The 21643-nt window shown below is 73.6% G+C and carries 17 protein-coding genes; 9 read left to right on the top strand and 8 right to left on the bottom strand.

Annotated features, from left to right (window positions below):
* Positions 1-682: 682 nt before the first annotated feature.
* The 5 genes from ACZ45Z_RS17280 (at position 683) to ACZ45Z_RS17260 (ending at position 3977) form a co-directional block, all read left to right on the top strand.
* Positions 683-805, top strand: coding sequence for a hypothetical protein (locus tag ACZ45Z_RS17280; RefSeq protein WP_468362729.1), 123 nt, complete (start codon positions 683-685; stop codon positions 803-805).
* 60 nt (positions 806-865) lie between these two features.
* Entirely contained in the window at positions 866-1987 is a 1122-nt protein-coding gene (locus ACZ45Z_RS17275) for a methyltransferase domain-containing protein (protein WP_468362727.1), read from the top strand.
* A gap of 273 nt (positions 1988-2260) precedes the next feature.
* Positions 2261-2806 (top strand): Pycsar system effector family protein, encoded by a 546-nt coding sequence (locus tag ACZ45Z_RS17270; protein ID WP_468362725.1) that lies wholly within the window; start codon positions 2261-2263, stop codon positions 2804-2806.
* Between the two features lie 23 nt (positions 2807-2829).
* Positions 2830-3345 carry a hypothetical protein gene (locus ACZ45Z_RS17265; protein ID WP_468362965.1) on the top strand — a complete coding sequence of 172 codons (516 nt, stop codon included), beginning with the start codon at positions 2830-2832 and terminating at the stop codon, positions 3343-3345.
* Between the two features lie 359 nt (positions 3346-3704).
* Entirely contained in the window at positions 3705-3977 is a 273-nt protein-coding gene (locus ACZ45Z_RS17260; RefSeq protein ID WP_468362963.1) for a hypothetical protein, read from the top strand.
* Between the two features lie 315 nt (positions 3978-4292).
* On the opposite strand, the gene ACZ45Z_RS17255 is transcribed toward ACZ45Z_RS17260, so the two are convergent.
* Genes ACZ45Z_RS17255 through ACZ45Z_RS17235 form a run of 5 tightly spaced genes read right to left on the bottom strand, consistent with a single transcriptional unit; the run spans position 4293 to position 11602 of the window.
* Positions 4293-5495 (bottom strand): acyl-CoA dehydrogenase family protein, encoded by a 1203-nt coding sequence (locus ACZ45Z_RS17255; RefSeq protein ID WP_468362724.1) that lies wholly within the window; start codon positions 5493-5495, stop codon positions 4293-4295.
* A 51-nt stretch (positions 5496-5546) separates the two neighbouring features.
* Entirely contained in the window at positions 5547-7442 is a 1896-nt protein-coding gene (locus ACZ45Z_RS17250; RefSeq protein WP_468362722.1) for an acetyl/propionyl/methylcrotonyl-CoA carboxylase subunit alpha, read from the bottom strand.
* Between the two features lie 7 nt (positions 7443-7449).
* Positions 7450-9048 carry an acyl-CoA carboxylase subunit beta gene (locus ACZ45Z_RS17245; RefSeq protein WP_468362720.1) on the bottom strand — a complete coding sequence of 533 codons (1599 nt, stop codon included), beginning with the start codon at positions 9046-9048 and terminating at the stop codon, positions 7450-7452.
* Complete coding sequence (locus tag ACZ45Z_RS17240) at positions 9045-10790, bottom strand: acyclic terpene utilization AtuA family protein (RefSeq protein ID WP_468362718.1); 1746 nt, start codon at positions 10788-10790, stop codon at positions 9045-9047. Before ACZ45Z_RS17240 ends, ACZ45Z_RS17245 begins: the two co-directional genes overlap by 4 nt.
* Entirely contained in the window at positions 10787-11602 is an 816-nt protein-coding gene (locus tag ACZ45Z_RS17235) for a TIGR03084 family metal-binding protein (protein WP_468362716.1), read from the bottom strand. The genes ACZ45Z_RS17240 and ACZ45Z_RS17235 overlap by 4 nt, the downstream gene beginning before the upstream one ends.
* A gap of 423 nt (positions 11603-12025) precedes the next feature.
* Here ACZ45Z_RS17235 and ACZ45Z_RS17230 point away from each other — a divergent pair, with 423 nt between their 5' ends.
* Positions 12026-12523 (top strand): hypothetical protein, encoded by a 498-nt coding sequence (locus tag ACZ45Z_RS17230; RefSeq protein ID WP_468362714.1) that lies wholly within the window; start codon positions 12026-12028, stop codon positions 12521-12523.
* Positions 12524-12553: 30 nt separating this feature from the next.
* A complete protein-coding gene (locus ACZ45Z_RS17225) occupies positions 12554-13951 on the top strand; it encodes a cytochrome P450 (protein ID WP_468362712.1) in 1398 nt (465 codons plus the stop codon).
* An 88-nt stretch (positions 13952-14039) separates the two neighbouring features.
* Here ACZ45Z_RS17225 and ACZ45Z_RS17220 read toward each other — a convergent pair whose 3' ends face one another.
* Positions 14040-15017, bottom strand: a complete 978-nt coding sequence (locus ACZ45Z_RS17220; protein ID WP_468362961.1) for an EamA family transporter — start codon at positions 15015-15017, stop codon at positions 14040-14042.
* A gap of 102 nt (positions 15018-15119) precedes the next feature.
* Between ACZ45Z_RS17220 and ACZ45Z_RS17215 the strand changes: the two genes are divergently transcribed.
* Entirely contained in the window at positions 15120-15983 is an 864-nt protein-coding gene (locus tag ACZ45Z_RS17215; protein ID WP_468362710.1) for a LysR family transcriptional regulator, read from the top strand.
* On the opposite strand, the gene ACZ45Z_RS17210 is transcribed toward ACZ45Z_RS17215, so the two are convergent.
* On the bottom strand, positions 15961-18918 hold the full coding sequence (locus tag ACZ45Z_RS17210) for an FAD-binding and (Fe-S)-binding domain-containing protein (RefSeq protein WP_468362708.1): 2958 nt from the start codon (positions 18916-18918) through the stop codon (positions 15961-15963). The genes ACZ45Z_RS17215 and ACZ45Z_RS17210 overlap by 23 nt on opposite strands.
* Positions 18919-19006: 88 nt before the next feature.
* Positions 19007-20482 (bottom strand): FAD-binding oxidoreductase, encoded by a 1476-nt coding sequence (locus ACZ45Z_RS17205; RefSeq protein WP_468362706.1) that lies wholly within the window; start codon positions 20480-20482, stop codon positions 19007-19009.
* A gap of 89 nt (positions 20483-20571) precedes the next feature.
* Between ACZ45Z_RS17205 and ACZ45Z_RS17200 the strand changes: the two genes are divergently transcribed.
* The gene (locus ACZ45Z_RS17200) at positions 20572-21636 is read left to right on the top strand and encodes a helix-turn-helix transcriptional regulator (protein WP_468362704.1); all 1065 of its coding nucleotides are present in this window, start codon (positions 20572-20574) and stop codon (positions 21634-21636) included.
* Positions 21637-21643 lie beyond the last annotated feature (7 nt).

The raw sequence follows: 21643 nt of genomic DNA, 5'->3' as shown, positions 1-21643 counted from the left end.
AACTGCGTCTGGGTCAACGGCCCGGCCGGGTACAGCTCCCGGGCGCTCCGACATTCCTCCGCGAACCGCAGACGCGGGTCCTTAGCCCCCGGCGAACCCCCGGTTGTTCCGCTTCGCTCGGCCAAAACTCCCCCTGACCACTTGGCTGGTCACCACCGACGGTAACGGCGTTCACGCCGGTCAGCGGCCCGCAAGTCACGCGCTTTTCCCAACGCCCAGGTTGGGCGCTGAATCTCTCTGAGATTACTGAGACTTGCTGCACTCTGTTCACCAACCAGCCACAAAGAGTGAGGGGTTCGGATGGTTGAGCGATGCGCGCCGGAGCCCGTGCCGGTGCCGGGGTGCGACGTGTGCCGGGCGCTTGACCGGCAACGGCAGACGGCTCACGCGACGGGTCGGCCCCGTTGGGTCCGGAGCATCGACGAGGAGATGGCGAGCCACCCGCACGAGAGGAGGGAGCGGCCGTGACGGGAAATCCGGCAGCGAGGTCCGCGATGGCCTGCACCACGTGCCAGGAGCTGGCTCGCCTGCTGCAAACGGCTGAGCGGGCACGCGACTTGACCAAGGCGGTGGACTGCCGGGTGCTGCTCCGGCGTCACCCGCGACACGACGGCGAACCGGTCCCGGTCGAAATCGCTCGGGCACCGAACCCACGCACGTACTGACATCAGCAGGAGGAACGATGAACACGGTCTTGTGGAACGACGGCGGCGACAAGCTCCCGGGAGAGCCCTACCCCGGACCGCATCCGTCACCGACTCCGGATGGCGGTCCCGGCGTCCCCAACCCGCCGAAGGCCGGCTGACCGGTGATCCCCGACGCACACCAGGAGCGCCCCGGTCCGGACGGGCTGGGGCGTGCCCTCATGGCTGCCGGGGTCCTCTCCCCTGACTGGGCCGCCGCGTACGCAGCCGTACCCCGGCCCGCCGTACTGCCGGATCTGGTCTGGCCGTTCGACATGGTGGCGGGCAGGAGCGTCCCCGTTTCCCGGTCGCGGGAGCCGGCGCGCTGGCGGGACTACGCGGACGCCCGCGATGTACCGATCGTCACGCAGTGGGACGACGGCCGGCACAGCGGCACCGAACCGGGCGAGGTGCCCACCAGTTCCGCGTCCATGCCCTCCGTCGTGTTCGGGATGCTCCGGGAACTGGACCTTCGCCCCGGGCAGAAGGTGCTGGAGGTCGGCACCGCCACGGCCTGGAACGCGCTGCTCATGGCCCACCGCACCGGGCCGGGGAAGGTCACGACGATGGAGGTGGATGAGGCTCTGGCCGCGGCGGCCCGGGCGACCGTGGAGCGGTTCGGTCTCGGCGTTCGGGTTCTGTGGGGTGACGGGGCGCGGGGGCACCCGGGAGGAGCGCCGTACGACCGGGTCATCGCGACCTGCGGCCTTCGCTCCCTTCCGTTCGCCTGGGTGGAGCAGTGCCGGCCCGGGGGCGTCATCGTGGCCCCATGGGGGACAAACTACGGCCATGGTGACGCGGTGGCCCGTCTCGTGGTCGCGCCGAGCGGAGAAAGCGCGTCCGGGAGGTTCGCCGGGCCCGTGGAGTTCATGAAGCTGCGCTCCCAGCGGCTTTCGCCGGTGGTCCACTCCGAGTACGTCACGGGCAGTGTGGCCGAGGGCGATGAGTCGTCCACGTCGGTGACGGAGGAGGAGTTCGTCGGTGAGCGGTTCGGGCCGGAAGAGTTCGTCGTGGGACTCCGTGTGTCCCGGTGTTGGCACGCCGTCGCCCGAAAGGTCGACGGTGCCCGGCCGGTCTGGTTCTACGGCCTGGCGGACCGTTCCTGGGCGTGTGTGATGTTCCGGGACGGTGATCGGGCGCGCGTCTGGCAGTCGGGCCCGCGCCGGTTGTGGGACGAGGTGGAGGCCGCCTACCGGTGGTGGGTCGGCCGCGGACGGCCCGAACGGAGCCGGTTCGGCCTGACGGTGACCGCCGAGGGCGAACGGGCCTGGCTGGACGACCCGTCCGACTCCTGGGCGGTGTGACTGTAGGATCTCAAATTTCGCTGCACAGTCTCACCCTCCGCTTCATATTGGTTGCGCTTATGAAGCGACCGTGACACGCGGCAACCCACTCAGGGCCGGCCGCGCACTCGCTCAATTGCTTCCCTGGCTGCTGTCGTTTCACGAGAAGAGTTCACCCGGGGGCGTGAGTTCTGCGGGCATACAGAGCACTGCAGGGTGTTCGGAACACTCCACGTGTGATGACTTGGAAGGGCTCTGCGATCCGACTGCAGCCGCCGACCGGGGAGTGTGCCGATGGATCTTGTCAAAGTGCGTAAATCGTGCGAGGCACTAAACGAGGCCCGGGCCGCCGCAAACACCGCTAGCGCGGCGAAGCTCAAGATCGCCTACGAGTCGGTTATCAAGATCATTGCACAGCAAGACACCACATTGGGCAACTATCGCAACCGGTCCACAGGACTGTTTACAGTTGCCGCCTTGATTGCAACGTTCGCCTCGAACGTAGGCTTCATCGCTAAAGATCACCCACCACCACTCGCCTACCTTGTCTGGATGATGGCGAGCCTGGGACTAGTGCTCGTGTGCGCTCTCTGGGTGTTGTGGCCAGTGAAAAACTGGTCCTACGCGGCTGCGCATCCCGTCCAAGTCCTTCTCGAAAGGGAGGTGACCGGGCAGGAAGAGCAGAGCCTCCATCGAGGCATCGTCCGTGGTCACTTGCAGGCGTTGGAGGACAACCAGCAGATCATCGACCGGAAGGCCGCTTGGTTCCGGTACGGCGTACTTGCCCTAGGTCTTGAAATGGCCGCTGTCCTCACAAGCGCCCTCGTGGCGCAACCCTAAACGAGTCGATTGGACGCGTGGCCATGGACAAAGATCGGGAGCGGGAATCTGGGGATGTGACTCCCTGGACGGGGACGAGTCTGACATCTGACGTTGGACCCTGGAAAGGCGTCAGTGTCGCGGATCGGCCTGCTCTCATTGCCAAAGTCGCTAAGCGACTCGGTAGCCGGGAGCGGGCAGCGGAGGCGGTCGACGCAGTTCTTGAGGAGGCTGTTGACCTTACGGTGAACATCGACCCCGCAGGCACGGTGAGCGTGTCGACCACGGCGAAGCGAGCCGTGAGGAAGAAGACGTCGGCGAAGAAGGCCGCAGCGAAGAGGTCGTCCGGCAAGAAGGTGGCCGCGGAAAAGAAGACCCCAACCAAGAAGGCCCCGACGGCGAAGAAGACCGCGACCAAAAAGAAGACCGCGGCCAAGAAGGAGACCGCAGCGAAGAAGGCGCCCGTGAAGAAGGCCACCGCGGCGAAGAAGACGGCGACGGCGAATGAAGTCGTGGCGAAGAAGACGCCTGCGGCGAAGAGGAATCGAACGAAGGGGTAGGCGCCCCGGTTACTGAACCTGTTTCATCCTGTACTGGAGGGTGAAACAGGTTCAATGAATCTCCCCACCCCGCGTTGCCTGTGGCCGATTTCCGCGGTATTTCATGGCGTGGATCAGCACACTCGACGGGTGAACGGCAGATCTGATCGCCGCGGTCCCTGAGGCCGGCACCCAGACTGACCGCGCACGTCCCATCCGTTCTGTTGACTACCTGGAGGGTTTGATGGTCCGCAACGCCGATGACGCCGTGATGCTGAGCTGGGAGCCGGTCTGACCGGCCAGCTCGGGAAGGGCACCACCGCCGACAGAAGCGCCTCCCCCGTCGTGGTCACCGATCTGAACGCGGCGGGGTCGCGAAGCTGTCCGCCGGCGGCTACTCCTTCGAGCACGGCTTCGCGCTCGCACTGCTCAAGGACGGCGCGGTGAAGGCGTGGGGCGACAATGTCTCCGGGCAGATCGGCGACGGCACGTCCCGAGGGAACCCAGCAGTTCGTCGACTCCACACTTCAGTGAACGCCAGAGCGAGTGGGGCGACGAGCAGCCCCGGCCGGTTAGAAGGTTCCCAGCGTCTTCTCGCCCCATTGCGAAGAAGTGCAGCGGAAATTGAGGCTGACCTTGGTGAAGCGGCATGAGACAGCCGGAGACTCCGCAGGTCACAGCACCCCGCACATGAAGCGAAGCGCGAGATCCTACAGTGACGGCGGGCAGGTTCGGGCGCGGCCGCTCCGGCCGCCGCCCCGGCGTACGGCACGCCCGGCCGTGGGGGGGGGGGGGGGGGGGGGGGGGGGGGGGGGGGGGGGGGGGGGGGGGGGGGGGGGGGGGGGGGGGGGGGGTGAGACACAGAGACACCCCACCCCCCCCCCCCCCCCCCCCCCCCCCCCCCCCCCCCCCCCCCCCCCCCCCCCCCCCCCCCCCCCCCCCCCCCCCCCCCCCCCCCCCGCCCCGCCTCAGTACGACTTCGGCAGGCCCAGGGACTGGTGGGAGACGTAGTTGAGGATCATTTCCCGGCTGACGGGGGCTATCCGGGCGACGCGGGCGGCGGTGATCAGGGAGGCGAGGCCGTATTCGTGGGTGAGGCCGTTGCCGCCGAGGGTGTGGACGGCCTGGTCCACGGCGTGGACGGCGGCTTCGGCGGCCGCGTATTTGGCCATGTTGGCCGCCTCGCCGGCGCCCGTGTCGTCGCCCGCGTCGTACAGGTACGCCGCCTTGCGCGTCATCAGGCGGGCGAGTTCCAGCTCGATGTGGGACTGCGCGAGCGGGTGGGCGATGGCCTGGTGGGCGCCGATGGGGGCGTTCCAGACCTGGCGGGTGCGGGCGTAGTCGACGGCACGGTCGAGGGCGTAGCGGCCCATGCCGAGGGCGAACGCGGCGGTCATGACGCGTTCGGGGTTGAGGCCGGCGAACAGTTGGAGCAGTCCGGCGTCCTCGTCGCCGACCAGCGCGTCGGCGGGCAGCCGTACGTCGTCCAGGGTCAGTTCGAACTGCTTCTCCGGGGCGGCGAGTTCCATGGGGATGGGGCTGCGGCCGAAGCCGGGGGTGTCGCGCGGAACGATGAAAAGGCAGGGTTTGAGGCGGCCGGTCCGCGCGTCCTCGGTGCGGCCGACGATCAGGGTGGCCTCGGCGATGTCCACGCCGGAGACGAAGACCTTGCGGCCGTTGAGGATCCAGTCCGCCCCGTCGCGCCGGGCGGTGGTGGTGATGCGGTGGGAGTTGGAGCCGGCGTCCGGTTCGGTGATGCCGAAGGCCATCTTGCGGGTGCCGTCGGCCAGGCCCGGTAGCCAGGTGCGCTTCTGCTCCTCGGTGCCGAAGCGGGCGATGACCGTACCGCAGATGGCGGGGGAGACGACGAGCATGAGGAGGGGGCAGCCCGCGGCGCCCAACTCCTCCAGGACGAGGGCGAGTTCGGTGATGCCGCCGCCTCCGCCGCCGTACTCCTCGGGGAGGTTGACGCCGAGGTAGCCGAGGGCCGCCGCTTCCGCCCAGAGCGCGTCGGTGTGCTCGCCGTCGGCGACGACCCGGGTGAAGTAGTCGCGGCCGTAGCGCTTGCCGAGCGCGGCGACGGCGTCGCGCAGGGCGCGGTGCTCCTCGGACTCGGTCACCGGGTTGTGCGGGGCGTTGCTGCTCATGGCGTTGCTGAGGACGTTGCTCATGGCGGCTCCGTGGGTTGGCGGGCGGCCCGGGAGGGCGGTCCGCGGCGGGGGTCAGGTCGTGACGACGGCGAGCAGGGTGCCCGGCTCGACCTGGCGGCCGGGCGTGGCGTGGAGGGCGGTCAGGGTGCCGGCGGCGGGAGCGGTGATCTGGTGTTCCATCTTCATCGCCTCCAGCCAGAGCAGGGGCTGGCCGGCCTCGACCCGGGCCCCTTCGGTCAGGCCGTCCGCGACGCGGACCACCGTGCCGGGCATGGGGGCCAGGAGCGAGCCCGGGGCGGTGTGGGCCTCGGGGTCGGGAAAGCGCGGCAGCGGCGCGAGGGCGTAGGAGCCGAGCGGGGAGTCGACGAAGACCCGGTCCTCGCCGTAGCGGGCGACGGTGAACTGCCGCCGGATTCCGGTCACTTCGAGGACCACGCGTTCGGGGTGGAGCTCCAGGAGGCGGACGCCGGGGAAGTCCTCGGCGTCGAGGCCGTGCCGGGTGAGGCGGTAGCGGATCTCGTGTTCCGTGGTGCCCGCGGCGTATTTCTTGACCTGGGGCCGGGAGGGCAGGTTGCGGAAGCCGCCGAAGCGGGAGCGGCCGTGGGCGTCGGCGAGGGCCGCGGCGAGCGCGGAGACGGCGGCCGCGGCGGTGTCCGGCTCGGTCAGCGCGGCGAGGTGACGTGTGTAGAAGCCGGTGTCGAGGCGGGCGGCGGCGAAGTCCGGGTGGCGCAGGGAGCGCAGCAGCAGGTCGCGGTTGGTGACCGGGCCGTGGATGCGGGCCCGCTCCAGGGCGTGCGCGAGGCGGCGGACGGCCTCGGCGCGGGTGGGTGCCCAGGCGATGACCTTGGCGAGCATCGCGTCGTAGTGGACGCCGATGGTGTCGCCGTCGGTGACGCCGGTGTCGAGCCGGATCTCGCCGGGGACGTGGAAGTGGTGCAGCGTCCCGGTCTGCGGCTGCCAGTCGTGCGCCGGGTCCTCGGCGTACAGCCGGGCCTCGACGGCGTGGCCGGTGGGCGGCGGTGGCCGGTCCGGCAGCGGCTGCCCTTCGGCGACGCCGAGTTGGAGGGCGACGAGGTCGATGCCGTGGACGGCTTCGGTGACGGGGTGTTCGACCTGGAGGCGGGTGTTCATCTCCAGGAAGTACGGCCGCCGCTCGTCCGAGAGGAGGAATTCGACGGTGCCGGCGCCCCGGTAGCCGATCGCGCGGGCCGCCTCGGCGGCGGCGGTGTGCAGGCTCTCGCGCAGCGCGTCGTCCAGGCCGGGCGCGGGGGCTTCCTCGATGACCTTCTGGTGGCGGCGCTGGAGCGAGCAGTCGCGGGTCCCCAGCGTCCAGACGGTGCCGTGCGCGTCGGCGAGGATCTGCACCTCGACGTGGCGTCCCCGGACGACGTAGGGCTCCAGGAAGACCTCGTCGTCGCCGAACGCCGATGCCGCCTCGGCCCGGGCGGCCACCAGCGCGTCGGGCAGCTCCGCCAGGTCTCGTACGATCCGCATGCCGCGGCCGCCGCCGCCCGCCGCCGCCTTGATCAGCAGCGGCAGGTCCGCGGCGGTCACCCGGCCGGCGTCGAGGGCGGCGAGCAGCGGCACTCCGGCGCGGGCCATCAGTTCCTTGGCCCGTGTCTTGGAGGCCATCGCCTCGATGGCGGCGGGGGGCGGGCCGATCCACAGGAGACCGGCGTCGGTAACGGCGGCGGCGAAGCCGGCGTTCTCGGACAGGAAGCCGTAGCCCGGGTGGACGGCGCCGGCGCCGGCGGCGAGGGCCGCCTTCACGATCAGGTCGCCGCGCAGATAGGTGTCGGCCGGGGCGTCGCCCGGCAGGCGTACGGCGGCGTCGGCCTCGCGGACGTGCGCGGCGGACGCGTCCGCGTCGGAGTACACGGCGACGGTGGAGATGCCCAGGTCGCGGCAGGTGCGAAAGACCCGCCGGGCGATTTCGCCGCGGTTGGCGACGAGTACCGAAGAGATCATTCCTGCCTCACATCCGGAAGACGCCGAAGCCGCCCCGCGCGCCCTCGACCGGGGCGGTGTGGAGGGCGGACAGGCACAGGCCGAGGACGGTGCGGGTGTCGCGGGGGTCGATGACGCCGTCGTCGTAGAGCCGCCCGGACAGGAACATCGGCAGCGACTCGGACTCGATCTGCTGCTCGACCATGGCGCGCAGCCCGGCGTCCGCCTCGTCGTCGTAGGGCTGCCCCTTCGCGGCGGCCGAGGCGCGGGCGACGATCGACAGGACACCGGCGAGCTGCTGCGGGCCCATGACGGCGGATTTGGCGCTCGGCCAGGAGAACAGGAAGCGCGGGTCGTAGGCGCGGCCGCACATGCCGTAGTGCCCGGCGCCGTAGGAGGCGCCCATGAGGACGCTCAGGTGCGGGACCTTGGAGTTCGACACCGCGTTGATCATCATCGCGCCGTGTTTGATGATGCCGCCCTGCTCGTATTCCCTGCCGACCATGTAGCCGGTGGTGTTGTGCAGGAACAGCAGCGGGATGTCCCGCTGGTTCGCCAACTGGATGAACTGGGCGGCTTTTTGGGATTCCGCGCTGAACAGCACCCCTTGCGCGTTGGCGAGGATGCCGACGGGGTAGCCGTGCAGGGCGGCCCAGCCCGTCGCCAGGCTCGGTCCGTACAGGGGCTTGAACTCGTCGAAGTCGGAGCCGTCCACGAGGCGGGCGATGACCTCGCGGGGGTCGAACGGCGCCTTGAGGTCGCCGGGGACGATGCCCAGCAGCTCGTCCTCGTCGTATTTCGGTGGCGCGGCCGGCGCCGGATCGGCGTGTGCCTTGCGCCAGTTGAGGCGGGCGACGATCCGCCGGGCCCGGCGCAGCGCGTCCGGCTCGTCGAGGGCGAAGTGGTCGGCGAGTCCGGAGACGCGGGCGTGCATCCCGGCGCCGCCGAGGGACTCGTCGTCGCTCTCCTCGCCGGTCGCCATCTTCACCAGCGGCGGCCCGCCCAGGAAGACCTTGGCGCGTTCCTTGACCATGATGACGTGGTCGGACATGCCGGGGACGTACGCGCCGCCGGCGGTGGAGTTGCCGAAGACCACGGCGATGGTGGGGATGCCCGCCGCCGACAGCCGGGTGAGGTCCCTGAACAGCGCCCCGCCGGGGATGAAGATCTCTTTCTGGCTCGGCAGATCGGCGCCGCCGGACTCCACCAGGGAGAGGACCGGGAGGCGGTTGGCGCGGGCGATCTCGTTGGCGCGCAGCGCCTTCTTCAGCGTCCAGGGGTTGCTGGCCCCGCCGCGGACCGTGGGGTCGTTGGCGGTGATCAGGCATTCCACGCCTTCGACGACGCCGATGCCGGTGACCAGGGCCGCGCCCACGGCGTAGTCGCTGCCCCAGGCGGCGAGGGGGGACAGTTCCAGGAACGGGGTGTCGGGGTCCAGGAGCAGTTCGATGCGTTCGCGGGCCGGCAGTTTGCCGCGTGCGCGGTGCCGGGCGAGGTACTTCTCGCCGCCGCCCTCGACGGCCTTGGCGTGCGCGGCCTCGACGTCCGCGAGTTTGGCGAGCATCGCGGCACGACGCTCGGCGTATGCGGCGCTCGTCGGGTCGAGCCCGGTCGCGAGCACGGTCACAGCAACACCTCCGGTATGTCCATGTGCCGCGAGCGCAGCCACTCCCCCACGGCCTTGGCCTGCGGATCGAACCGGGCCCGCGCGGCGACGCCCTCCCCCAGCAGTCCCTCGACGACGAAGTTCAGCGCCCGCAGCCTTGGCAGCACATGCCGGTCGACGGGCAGCGGCGCGGTCTCGGGCAGCAGTTGGCGGAAGGTGTCGACGGTCAGCGCGTGCGCCAGCCAGCGCCACGCCTCGTCGGTGCGGGCCCACACCCCGACGTTGGCCGCACCGCCCTTGTCGCCGCTGCGCGCGCCGGCGACCAGGCCGAGCGGCGCGCGGCGGGTGGGCAGGGCCGGGTCGAGGGGCTCGGGCAGGGCGGGGTCCGCCGGCCGCCGCACCACCTGGGTGTGCGGGGCGGGCGGGATCGGGGTGCGGGTGCCGTCCGGCAGTACCGCGGTGTGCGGCACCGTGGCCGCGTCCACCGCGACCGCCTCGAAGACGCCGTACGGGGCGGCCTTGCCGGGCGGCGCGGTGACGTGGAAGCCGGGGCAACTGGACAGCGCCAGTTCGATGGCGGCGCCGCTGACGGCCCGCCCGACCGCCTCCTCGTCGGCGTCGCGCACCACCAGCCGCAGCAGCGCGCTCGCCTCCTCCTGGACGTCGGCGTCCGCCCGGTCGGTGCGGGCCAGCGTCCACCACACGTCGGCGGGGCGTTTGGCGGCGGCGCCGAGGGCCGCGTCCATCTGGTCGCGGACCAGGTCGGCCTTGGCCTCCACGTCCAGCCCGGTCAGGACGAAGGTGACCTCGTTGCGCCAGCCGCCGAGCCGGGTCAGCCCGGCCTTGAGGGTCGGCGGCGGCGCCTCACCGCGCACCCCCTCGATCCGGACCCGGTCCGGGCCCTCCTCCACCAGGCGGAGGGTGTCCAGGCGGGCCGTCACGTCGGGCCCGGCGTAGCGCGCGCCACCGGTCTCGTACAGCAGTTGGGCGGTGACCGTACCGGCCGTGACCGCGCCGCCGGTGCCCGGGTGCTTGGTGATCACCGCGCTGCCGTCGGCGGCGATCTCGGCGAGCGGGAAGCCGGGCCGCAGCACGTCGTGGGCGGCGAAGAAGGAGTAGTTGCCGCCGGTGGCCTGGGTACCGCATTCCAGGACGTGCCCGGCGACGACCGCGCCGGCCATCTGGTCGAGATCCCGCGGCCGCCATCCGAAGTGGGCGGTGGCCGCGCCGCTGACCAGAGCGGCGTCGGTGACCCGGCCGGTCACCACCACATCGGCGCCGGCCCGCAGACAGGCGGCGATGCCCTCGCCGCCCAGGTAGGCGTTGGCGGTCAGCACCCCCTCGCCCCAGCCCCCGCGCGGCAGCAGGTCGTCGCCCTCCACGTGCGCCACCTGTACGGGCACGCCGACGCGCTGCGCCAACTCCCGTACGGCGTGGGCGAGTCCGGCCGGGTTGAGGCCGCCCGCGTTGGTGACGATCCGCACCCCGCGGTCGGCGGCCAGGCCGAGGCCGTCCTCCAGTTGCCGCAGGAAGGTCTTGGCGTAGCCGCGCCGGGGGTCCTTCAGGCGGTCGCGGCCGAGGATGAGCATGGTGAGTTCGGCGAGGTAGTCGCCGGTGAGCACGTCCAGCGGGCCGCCGGTGAGCATCTCGCGCAGGGCGTCGAAGCGGTCGCCGTAGAAGCCGGAGGCGTTGCCGATCCGCAGCGGGCCGGGGCCGGCGGCGGGGGGTGCGGCCGGGCGGGCGCCGGGCCGGGCGGCGCTCACGCGGGGCCGCCCGCCGTGCCCGCGCCGGCGGCGGGCTTCCGTCCCTTTCCCGGCGGGCCGGCGAACGCCTGGGCGATGCCCAGCCACCGCCGCGCGTCCGCCCCCTCGGCCCGGAGGGACGGCAGGTCGGCGGGGTGGGCCCGCTGGGTGACCAGCAGGCAGAACTCCAGTGCGTCACCGGTGACCCGCTGCGCGGCCTCCGGCGGCCCGTAGGTCCACACATCCCCGTCCGGCGCCCGCAGTTCGATACGGAACTCCTCGTCGGGCGGGTCGAGCCGGTGCACGGAGTAGGCGAAGTCGCGGGTGCGGACGCCGATCCGGGCGACCTGCCGCAGCCGGGCCGTCGGGGTGCGGTGGACGCCCAGCGTGTCGGCGACGTCCTGGCCGTGCGCCCAGGTCTCCATCAGCCGCGCGGTCGCCATCGACGCCACGCTCATCGGCGGCCCGTACCACGGCAGCCGCTGACCGGCCGGCCGCGTCGCGAGCGCCTCCCACAGCGCCTCGCGGCCCGCCCGCCAGTCGGCGAGGAGCCGTGCGGGCGGGGCCTGGGCGCCCTCTTCGGCGCCCTCGTCGACGAAGGTCAGCGGCGAGGCGAGGGCCTTGCGTACGGCCCGTGCGAAGCCCTCGGGGTCGGTGGCCGAGAGCAGTGCCTGCCGGTCGGTCCAGGCGAGGTGGGCGATCTGGTGGGCGAGGGTCCAGCCCTCGGCGGGCGTGGGGGCCGCCCAGCGCGCGGCCGGGAGTCCGGCGACGAGCGCGTCGAGTTCCTCGCTCTCGGCCCTGAGATCGGCCAGTACGGCGCCGGGATCGGACACGCGACACTCCCCTCATCGGCCAACCGCCGTGCGGGCGGGGCGCGGTGGCATGTGGTGCTTGTGCGGTGCGGTGCGGTGCGGTGCGGTGCGCTCCGAGCGTGGCAGCGCCCGAAGAAACAATCAAGCACGCCTGCATGATTTTATTTTCCGGCCCTCTTCCGGTGTCCCGACCTCCTTCCCGTCTCCCGCCCGGCCTCCGTCCCGTCTCCCGCCCGACCTCCTTCCCGTCTCCCGCCCGGCCTCCGTCCCGTCTCCCGCCCGGCCTCCTTCCCGTCTCCCGCCCGGCCTCCGTCCGGTCCTCGCCGCCAAGGCGGTGAATCTGACGCTCCGGCAGAGGATCTGCACCGAAACCGGCAAGGGGTAACAAGGGCCCGTCGAGGCCCGTACGTCACGCCCCGCCACGGAAGGAACGGCCGAGCCGCCATGCGCGCCACCGCACTGACCCTCTGCGCGGCCACCGCCGCCGGCCTGCTCCTGACCGCCGTCCCGGCCACCGCCCGCACCCGGCCCGCGCCGCACCACACCGGCCGCGCGCCCGGGGACACCCCCCGTACGGTCACGGTGAAGGGCGCCCTGGACAAGCTGACCGCGCGCTGCCCGGCCGGTTCCCATGTCACCGGTGGCGGCTACGAGATCTCCGGCTACCAGATGGAACAGGCCGTCACCGCCTCCCACCCGACCCCCGCCGGGGACGGCTGGATGGTCAGCGCCGACTCCGTCAACCCGGCGCTGCTCCGGCAACTGGAGGTCATCCAGGCCAAGCAGGCCGCGCTGGACAAGGCCGCCACCGAGGAGGAGCGGCGCGTCGCCGCGAAAGCCCTGGAGGAGGCGCGGAAAGTGGCCTATGACCTGCCGCAGCGGGCACCGGTCGGCGGCACGGCGTACGCGCTCTGCTCCTCCGGCGCCCCCAGCGGCGCGTAGGTCCGCCGCGCCGCCCCGGAGGAGCCGCCCATGACGTCCGCCGCACCCTGCCTGGTACCGCTGACCCCCGTCGCCGGTCCGCGCGGCCTGCCGTGGCTGGGGAATCTGCCCGCGTTCGGCAAGGACCCGCTGAGCTTCCTGGTCCGGCTCCGGGACGAGTTCGGCGACACGGTGACCTGGTCGCTCGGCCCCCTGCGCAGCCTGTTCCTCGCGCATCCGCAGCACATCGCGGAAATGCTGGCGGCGCGGGAGCACACCTTCGACATCCTGGAGATCAGTTGGGCGTTCCGGCAGGTGACCGGCCGCAGCGTGATCCTCAGCCGGGGCGCGGACTGGCGCCGCAAACGCTCCCTGGTGCAGCCGACGGTCCGCCCCCGCCAGGTACGCGGGTACGCCGCCACGATGGTCGACTGCGCACGGCTGACGGCCGGGCACTGGCGGCCGGGGGACCGGATCGACGTCCGCGCGGAGATGGCGCGCCTCACCCAGCGCGTCGTGCTCCGGACACTGTTCGGCAACGACCTGGGAGGGAGCACCCGCGCGCTGGGCGAGGCCATGGGCGTGGCCCAGCGGGTGGTCGGCGGCGAACTGCGCGGCGTCGGTCTCTTCCTGCCCGCGTACGTACGCACCCCCGCCCGGCGCCGGCTGCTCGCCGCCGTCGCCACCGTGGACGCCGAGGTGCACCGGCTGATCGGCGAGCGGCGGGCCACCGCGCCGGACGGCGGTGACCGCGACGACCTGCTGAGCCGGCTGCTCGCCGCCCGCGACGAGGAGGGCCGACCGCTGTCCGCCCGGGAGGTCAGGGACGAGGCGGTCACGCTGTGGGCGGCCGGTCACGAGACGACGTCCACCGCGCTGACCTGGGCCTGGTATCTGCTGTCGGGGGCGCCGGAGGTCCGCGCCCGGCTGGACGAGGAGCTGGCGCGGGTGCTCGGCGGGCGGCTGCCGGGCCTCGACGACTACGAGCGGCTGACGTGGACCCGGCAGATCGTCAAGGAGACGCTGCGGCTGTATCCGCCCGCGTGGCTGATGCCCGCCGTGGCCCGGGAGGGCGCCACGCTCGGCGGCACCGCGATCCGGGCCGGGACCACGGTCTGGTGCAGCCAGTGGACCACGCACCGCGACCCGCGCTGGTTCCCCGACCCCGCCGCCTTCCGCCCCGAACGCTGGGACCCGGACGCCGCGGATGCCGGGGCCGCCGCGGACGCCCCGGACGCCGTACGCGACCGCGCGTGGTTCCCCTTCGGCGGCGGGCAGCGCGCCTGCCTGGGAGCCCGCTTCGCCCAGGTGGAGGCGGCACTGGTGCTGGCCACGCTGGCGCAGCGCTTCCATCTGGAGGTCACGCCGCGCGAGGTACGCCCGGAGGCCGGGATGCTGCTCCAACCGGACCCGCCGCTGCGTGCCGTACTGCACGGCCGTGGCGGCTGAGGCGCCCACACCCGAGGGCGGCCGGGACCAGCGGGCGGCGGCCAGGAACAGCAGGTGGTGGCCGGGAACAGCAGAGTGGCGGCCGGGATCAACCGTGCGACGACGCCCCCGCGCTGCGCACCGCGCCCACGCTCGCCGCGACGACCAGGCCGATCGCCAGCACCTCGGCCCAGCCCAGCGCCTGGTGGAGGACGAGGAAGCCGGCGGTGGCCGCGGCGGCCGGTTCCAGGCTCATCATGACCGCGAAGCCGGACGCCGGGAGCTTGCGCAGGGCGAGGAGTTCCAGCGTGTAGGGCACGACCGAGGACATCAGGGCGACGGCGGCGCCCAGGCCCAGGGTGACCGGGTTCAGCAGCGCGGCGCCCCCGGTGGAGATGCCCAGCGGCAGGCTCAGCACCGCGGCGACGGTCATGGCCAGCGCGAGCCCGTCCGCCTGCGGAAAACGCGCTCCGGCACGAGCCGAGAGCAGGATGTACGCGGCCCACAGTCCGCCGGCCGCCAGCGCGAAGCCGGCCCCCAGCGCGTCCAGCCCGTCGAAGCCCTCCCGTCCCAGCAGTCCCACGCCGCCGAGCGCCAGCGCCGCCCACAGCAGGCTCAGCGCCCGCCGGGAGGTGGCCACCGAGAGGATCAGCGGGCCGAGGAACTCCAAAGTGACCGCCGCGCCCAGCGGGATGCGGTCGATGGCCTGGTAGAAGAGCGAGTTCATACCGAACAGCGCGACGCCGAAGCCGGCCACGGTGGCCCAGTCGCCACGCGAGTAACCGCGCACCTTGGGGCGGCAGAGCAGCAACAGCACCAGCGAGGCGGCGACCAGGCGGAGCGTGACGACGCCCAGCGCGCCGGCTCGCGGGAAGAGCAGCACGGCCACGGACGCGCCGAACTGGAGGGAGACGATCCCGCCGATGACCAGCGCCACCGAAGCGATCCGCTCGCGCGGCGCCGCCGGGCCCGTGGCCGCGGCTTCCGCCGTCAGCACCTCGGCCGAGGCGGGCACCGGCCCCGGTACCGCGGTGGCGGATGCGGCGGTGGGGGTGGAAGGGGCGGTGGGAGCGGAAGTGGCCGATATCGAGCCATCGGAGTCGGCGGGGGAAGCGTTCACCCCCTCACGCTAAGACCCCGCCTTCCGGTTCGTGAAATGCCGTTTCCCCTGTTGTTATGCTCGGCAGGCATGAGCATCGAGCTCCGCCATTTCCGCTGCTTTCTGGCCATCGCCGATACCTTGAGCGTGACCCGCGCGGCCGAGCGTCTGCATCTGACCCAGCCCGCCGTCTCCCGGACCCTGCGCCAACTGGAGCAGGAGATGGGCACCCGCCTCATCGACCGCTCCACCCACCACCTCGCGCTCACCCCCGACGGCGTCACCTTCCGCGACCAGGCGGCCATCGCGGTGACCGCGTTCGACCGGGCGCTCGGCCAGGCCCACCGCACCGGCTGGCCGCTGCGCCTGGGCCACGCCTGGTCGGCGGCCGGCGCCTCCACCACCGCGCTGCTGCGCCGCTGGCACGAGCGGCACCCCGACACCCCGCTCGAACTCCTGCGCGTCGACGACCGTACGGCCGGCCTGGCCCGCGGCGAGGTGGACGTGGCCCTGCTGCGCGGCGAGGTCCACGCCCCGGGGCTGATCACCGCGCGGCTGACCTCCGAGCCGCGGGTGGCGGGGCTGCCCGCCGACGACCCGCTCGCCCGCCGCGCCACCCTCTCCCTCACCGAGCTTTCCGACCGCACCATCGCCCTCAACACCGTCTCCGGCAGCACCACTCTCGACCTGTGGCCCGCCGGTGCCCGCCCCGCCACCACGCTCACCATCGGCAACACCGACGACTGGCTGGCCGCCATCACCGGCGGCCGGGCGGTGGGCGTCACCACCACCGCCACCGCCGGCATGCACCCGCACCCGGCGATGGCCTACCTCCCACTGACCGACGCCCCACCCGTCCCCGTAGTCCTGGCCTGGCGCGACGGCCCCGGCCACCCCCGCATCGCGGACCTGGTCGCACTGGCCCGGGAGGTCATCGGCGGCGACGAGGGCTGACGGGCGCCACCTGGGAGTCCTGGGATTCCTGGGATTCCAGCGCCTGAGCCAGCACCTCCGCGAGGTGGCGGGCGGGGCGGTCGCCGAGGTGGTCGAGTTGGGTGCGGCAGGAGAAGCCGTCGGCGAGGATTTCGGTGTCGGGGGTCGCGGCCCGCACGGCGGGCAGCAGGCGGTCCTCGGCGCAGGCGACGGAGATGTCGTAGTGGCCGCGCTCGAAGCCGAAGTTGCCGGCCAGGCCGCAGCAGCCGCCAATCAACTCGCCTGTCAGGCCGGCCTGTTGCCGTAGCCGCTGGTCCGCGGCGTCGCCGAGGACGGCGTGCTGGTGGCAGTGGGTCTGGCCGGCCACCGGGCGGTCGACGCGGGGCGGCCGCCAGTCGGGGGCCAGTTCCTCCAGGGCCTGGGCGAAGGTGCGTACGGACGCGGCGAGGCGTGCGGCGCGCGGGTCGTCCGGCAGGAGTTCGGGCAGGTCCGTGCGCAGGGCCGCCGCGCAGCTCGGTTCGAGGACGACCAGCGGACGGCCGTCGGCGAGCAGCGGGTCGAGCACCTCGACCGTGCGCCGCATCACGGCCCGGGCCTGGTCGAGCTGGCCGGTGGAGACGTACGTCAGTCCGCAGCACAGCGGGCGGTGCGAGCGCGGCGGGAGCCGGCGGGGCGCGGCGCCGGCCGGGGGCAGGGGTGCGGTGGGCGGCAGCAGGGGGCGCAGCCCGGCGGCTTCCAGGACGGTGACGGCGGCCCGGCCGACCTGCGGGGAAAGGTAGTTGGTGAAGGTGTCGGCCCAGAGGATGACCGTGCGGCCGGTGGCGGGGGCGCGCGTGGTCCGCCGCCGGTGCCACCACCACCGGGTGAACGGCTCGGTGGCCAGCCGGGGAAGCGGGCGTTCGGCGGCGATGCCGGCGAGGCGTTTGCCGGGGGTGGCGAGCGGGGTGCGGGCGAGGGCGTTGAGCACCGGGGCGAGGGGGGCGGCGGCGCGCAGCCAGCGCGGCAGCCGGCCCATCGCGTAGTGGGCGGCGGGGCGCGGCCGGCCCGCGTAGTGGTGGTGCAGGAATTCCGCCTTGTAGGTGGCCATGTCCACGCCGACCGGGCAGTCGCTGCGGCAGCCCTTGCAGGACAGGCACAGGTCGAGGGCGTCGCGTACCTCGGGTGAGCGCCAGCCGTCGGTGACGACCTCGCCGGCGAGCATCTCGTGCAGCAGCCGGGCCCGGCCGCGGGTGGAGTGGCGTTCCTCGCCGGTGGCGCGGAAGGACGGGCACATGACGTCGGCCGAGCCGGCGTTCGTCGTGGTCTGGCGGCATTTGGCGACGCCGACGCAGCGCCGCACGGCCGCCGAGAAGTCCCCGCCGTCGTGCGGGTAGCCGAATTCGACCGGGACGGGCCGTTTCGGCAGGACGTCGAAGCGCAGGTTGTCGTCGAGCCGGTCGGGGCGGACGAGCATGCCGGGGTTCAGTCCGCCGGCCGGGTCCCACAGGTCCTTGAAGCGGTCGAAGAGGCGCACCAGCTCCGGCCCGTACATCTTCGGCAGCAGCTCCGCGCGGGCCTGGCCGTCGCCGTGCTCGCCGGACAGGGAACCGCCGTGCGCCACGACCAACTCGCCCAGGTCGTAGGAGAACGCGCGGAAGCGGCGGATGCCGGGCGGGGTCAGCAGATCGAAGTCGATGCGGACGTGGATGCAGCCGTCGCCGAAGTGGCCGTAGGGCGTGCCGCGCAGTCCGTACTGGGCCAGCAGGGCGCGGAATTCCCGCAGGTACGGGCCGAGCCGGGCGGGCGGCACGGCGCAGTCCTCCCAGCCGGGCCAGGCTTCGCTGCCGTCCAGCAGCCGGGTCGCGGTGCCGGAGGCGTCCTCGCGTACCCGCCACAGGGCCCGCTGCCCGGTCGGGTCGGTGACGACGGTGTGGCCGGTGGTGCCGTCGGCGGCCGCCGCCCGGCACAGCGCACCGGCCCGCGCCGCCGCCTCGGCCGGGCTGTCGCCGCCCATCTCGACGAACAGCCAGGCGCCGCCCCGGGGCAGCCCGGACGCGTCGCCCACCAGGTCGGCGGCCATTCCCTCGACGGTCAGCGGGCGGTGCGGCAGCAGGGTGTGGGCCGCCTCGGCCGCCGCGCTCTCGTCGGCGTAGCCGAGTACGGCGAGCGCCCGCGCGGCCGGGGTCCGCACCAGATCCACGGTCGCCTCGGTCAGGACGCCGAGGGTGCCCTCGCTGCCGGTGAGCGCCCGCGCCAGGTGCGTGCCCGCCTCGGGCAGCAGGGCGTCCAGCGCGTAGCCGGAGATCCTGCGGGGCAGTTCGGGGTAGCCGGTGCGCAGCAGCGCCAACTCGCCGTCCACCAGGGCTTTGACGCCGTCGCGCAGGCGGGGCGGCAGGCCGGTGGGGCATCCGGTGGAGTCCGTGCCGCGCCCGGCCCGCACCGGTTCGCCGCCGTAGGTCAGCAGCTCCAGTGCGCGGACGTTGTCGGCGGTGGTGCCCCAGGCCACCGAGTGGGAGCCGCAGGAGTTGTTGCCGATCATGCCGCCGAGGGTGCAGCGGCTGTGGGTGGAGGGGTCGGGGCCGAAGGTCAGGCCGTGTTTGCCGGCCGCCGCCCGCAGGTCGTCGAGGATCACGCCGGGCTGGACGACGGCGGTGCGGGCGGCCGGGTCCAGCGACACGATGTGCCGCAGGTGCCGGGTGAAGTCGAGCACCACGCCGACGCCGGTCGCCTGCCCCGCGATGCTCGTCCCGCCGCCGCGCGGCACGACGGGCACGCCGTGCTCGCGGCACACCCGCAGCGCCGCCGCGACATCCGCCGCGTCGCGCGGTGCGACGACCGCGGTGGGCACCCGCCGGTAGTTGGACGCGTCCATCGTCACCAGCGCCCGGTCGGCGGCGGTGAAGGACACCTCCCCCCGCACCGCGGCCGCCAACTCCTTCTCCAGATCCCGCTTCTCCGTCTCCGTACGCTCAGCCATTCCTCCAGCCTGCCCGCTCCGGGCGGGTTCCTCCCGCCCGGAGGGCCGAGCACTGGCCGGGCGGGCCGAGCGGTGCCCGACGTAAAGGTCAGCGGCCGGTGAGTGCGGTGGGCCGGGCGCCCGGGGCCGGATCGTGGGCGGTCGCGCCGGCGAGCGGGTGGAAGCGGAACAGGCCGGCCGGGTCGTGGGCGGCCTTCTGGGCGGTACGCCGCCGGTGCGCGTCCTCCTCGTGCGTGCTGCGCGCCACCTCGTCGGCGTCGGGCCGCTCCGCGTGCGCGCCCAGCAGGAAGTTCACGCTGCGGCCGAGCCGCCGGGGCGCGACGGCCGCGAGGGCCTCGGCGTGCACGCTCCGTACGACCGGCAGGTCCGCGGCCGGGTCGGCGGCGTCCAGCGGCGACAGCAGGCGCAGCGCGAACCGGGCGTCGCGGTGCCCGACGGCGGATGCGGTGGTCGGCGTGGCCAGGGCGCCGCCGAGGTGGTTGAGCTGCACGACGCACATGACCGGCGCCTGCGGTCCGGTCAGGGCCGCCACCCGACGCAGGGCCGCCGCGTCGAGGCCGTCGAGCAGCGCGTTGTCGCCGTTGTAGGCGTGCGGGTCGCTGGGGTCGCGGTGGATGGTGTGCGCCTCGGTGTACGGCATCTCGCGCAGGTCGTCGGCGACCCGCGGCCCCACCGCGCGCAGCGGCGCGACCAGCTTCTCGCCGTCCGCGGCGGTGCCGGTGTAGGCGATGCGGATCTGGGCGAGGTAGCGGCCGCGCAGCGAGGGCGGCAACTGCTCGACGTCGGGGTAGGCGACCAGCGCGAGGGAGGACGTCAGTTGGTCGGGGACGGTCTCGGTCCAGCTCAGGTAGGCCGCCAGCGCGTCGTCGACCTGCTCGCCGCCGAAGACGAGCTGCCCACCGTACAGCCGGGCGACGGGCACCAGGCCGAACTCCATGGCGGTCACCACGCCCAGGCCGTGGCCGCCGCCGAGCAGGGCCGCGAAGAGTTCGGGGTCGCTGTCGGCGGTGACGTGGAGCTGCCGGGCGTCGGCGGTGACGAGGTCGACGGAGCGCACCCGGTCCGCTGCGAACCCGTAGGTGCGGGCGAGGACGCCGACCCCGCCGCCGAGGGTGTAGCCGATGACGCCGACGCCCGGGGAGGAGCCGTTGAGCGGGGCGAGGCCGTGCGGGGCGGCCGCCTCGACGACCTGCTCCCAGACGACGCCCGCCGCGACCCGCGCGGTGCCGGCCGCCGCGTCCACCCGGAGCCCGGTCATCCGCCGCGTACTGATCAGCAGGCCCCCGTCGGTGGCCGCGGACAGCCCGTGGCCGGTGGCCTGGACGGCGACCGGCAGTCCCTGGTCGCGGGCGAAGGCGACGGCGGCGGCCACGTCGCCGGGGCCCTCGGCGCCGACGATGACGGCCGGGCGGTGCGCGTAGGCCGCCTGGAAGCCGGACCGCTCGGCGTCGTAGCCCTCGTCGCCGGGGAGGAGGACGGGGCCGCCGACCTGACGGGTGAGGGCCGCCAGAGCGGTCGGGGTGAAGGGGGCGGGCGGGGTCTGCGTGCGGTTCTCGATCGTCATGGACGGCACCCTGCCGCCATAAGTTGACACCTGCCGTCATATATAGCTCGCCGGCTCGCCTGTACAAGTCGCCGTATATAAATCCTGAGGTGAAGTCCGACCGTCTGCTCTCCCTCCTGCTGCTCCTCCAGACCCGTGGGCGGGTCCCCGCCGCCGAACTCGCCCGGCGCCTGGAGGTCTCCACCCGGACCGTCTACCGGGATGTGGAGTCGCTGTCGGCGGCCGGTGTGCCGGTCTACGCCGAACGCGGCCGGCACGGCGGTATCGCGCTGCTGCCGGGCTTCCGTACGGACGTGACGGGGATGACCGCCGACGAGGCCCGGGCCCTGTTCGTCCTGGCGGCCGACGGCGCGCACACCGCGCTCGGCCTGGACGACGCGCTCGGCTCGGCGCTGCGCAAGGTGATGGCGGCGCTGCCCGCCCCGCACCGGCCGGGCGCGGAGCTGGCGAGCCGGCGCATCCTGGTCGACCCCGACCGCTGGATGAGCGGCCCGCGCCGGGCCGTGGACCTGGGCGAGCTGCACACCGCGGTGTTCACCGACCGCCGGCTGCGCCTGCGCTACCGGCACAGCGGCGAGACCCGGGCGCGGACGTACACCGTCGATCCGTACGGCCTGGTGGCGAAGGCCGGCATCTGGTACCTGGTCGCGGACCGGCGCGGCCGGCCGCGGCTGTTCCGGGCCGACCGGGTCGCGTCGGCCACCCTCACCGACGCGCCGGTGCGCCGGCGGCCGGGCGTGGAGCTGGCGGAGGTGTGGCGGCTGCTGCGGCGCCAGGTCGAGGAGCGGCCGGCGCCGGTGCGGGTGACCGCCCGGATCCGGCGCGAGCGGCTGGACCTGGCCGTCCGCATCCTGGGGGCCTCGCTGACCGGCCCGCCCCGGACGGACGACTCCGGTGGCGCCCAGGGCGCGGCGGGCGGCGGCTGGGCCGTCATCGAGCTGGCGTATCCGGAGGTGCGGGCCGTCCGCCAGTTGCTCCAGTTCGCCGATTCCCTCGAGGTGCTGGATCCGCCGGAGGCCCGCCGGGTGCTGGCCGACGCTGCGGCCGCCGTCACCGGGCTGTACGCCGCGGACCTTGCGCCGGGCGTCCACCAGGAGGCTGATCCCATCTCATCGGGTGGACGCGCGGCGGGCGCCCCGCCCGCGACGGATTAGGCTTCGC

The organism is Streptomyces sp. NPDC031210 (assembly GCF_055570395.1).
This window is presented reverse-complemented; position numbering and strand designations above follow the sequence as displayed.

Excerpts from the sequence above, each read along its gene's own strand:
- ACZ45Z_RS17265 (WP_468362965.1), top strand. The coding sequence starts at position 2,830 with ATGGACAAAGATCGGGAGCGGGAATCTGGGGATGTGACTCCCTGGACG.
- ACZ45Z_RS17215 (WP_468362710.1), top strand. The coding sequence starts at position 15,120 with ATGAGCATCGAGCTCCGCCATTTCCGCTGCTTTCTGGCCATCGCCGAT.
- ACZ45Z_RS17280 (WP_468362729.1), top strand. The coding sequence starts at position 683 with ATGAACACGGTCTTGTGGAACGACGGCGGCGACAAGCTCCCGGGAGAG.
- ACZ45Z_RS17210 (WP_468362708.1), bottom strand. The coding sequence starts at position 18,918 with ATGGCTGAGCGTACGGAGACGGAGAAGCGGGATCTGGAGAAGGAGTTG.
- ACZ45Z_RS17205 (WP_468362706.1), bottom strand. The coding sequence starts at position 20,482 with ATGACGATCGAGAACCGCACGCAGACCCCGCCCGCCCCCTTCACCCCG.
- ACZ45Z_RS17230 (WP_468362714.1), top strand. The coding sequence starts at position 12,026 with ATGCGCGCCACCGCACTGACCCTCTGCGCGGCCACCGCCGCCGGCCTG.
- ACZ45Z_RS17270 (WP_468362725.1), top strand. The coding sequence starts at position 2,261 with ATGGATCTTGTCAAAGTGCGTAAATCGTGCGAGGCACTAAACGAGGCC.
- ACZ45Z_RS17275 (WP_468362727.1), top strand. The coding sequence starts at position 866 with ATGGCTGCCGGGGTCCTCTCCCCTGACTGGGCCGCCGCGTACGCAGCC.
- ACZ45Z_RS17255 (WP_468362724.1), bottom strand. The coding sequence starts at position 5,495 with ATGAGCAACGTCCTCAGCAACGCCATGAGCAGCAACGCCCCGCACAAC.
- ACZ45Z_RS17250 (WP_468362722.1), bottom strand. The coding sequence starts at position 7,442 with ATGATCTCTTCGGTACTCGTCGCCAACCGCGGCGAAATCGCCCGGCGG.
- ACZ45Z_RS17225 (WP_468362712.1), top strand. The coding sequence starts at position 12,554 with ATGACGTCCGCCGCACCCTGCCTGGTACCGCTGACCCCCGTCGCCGGT.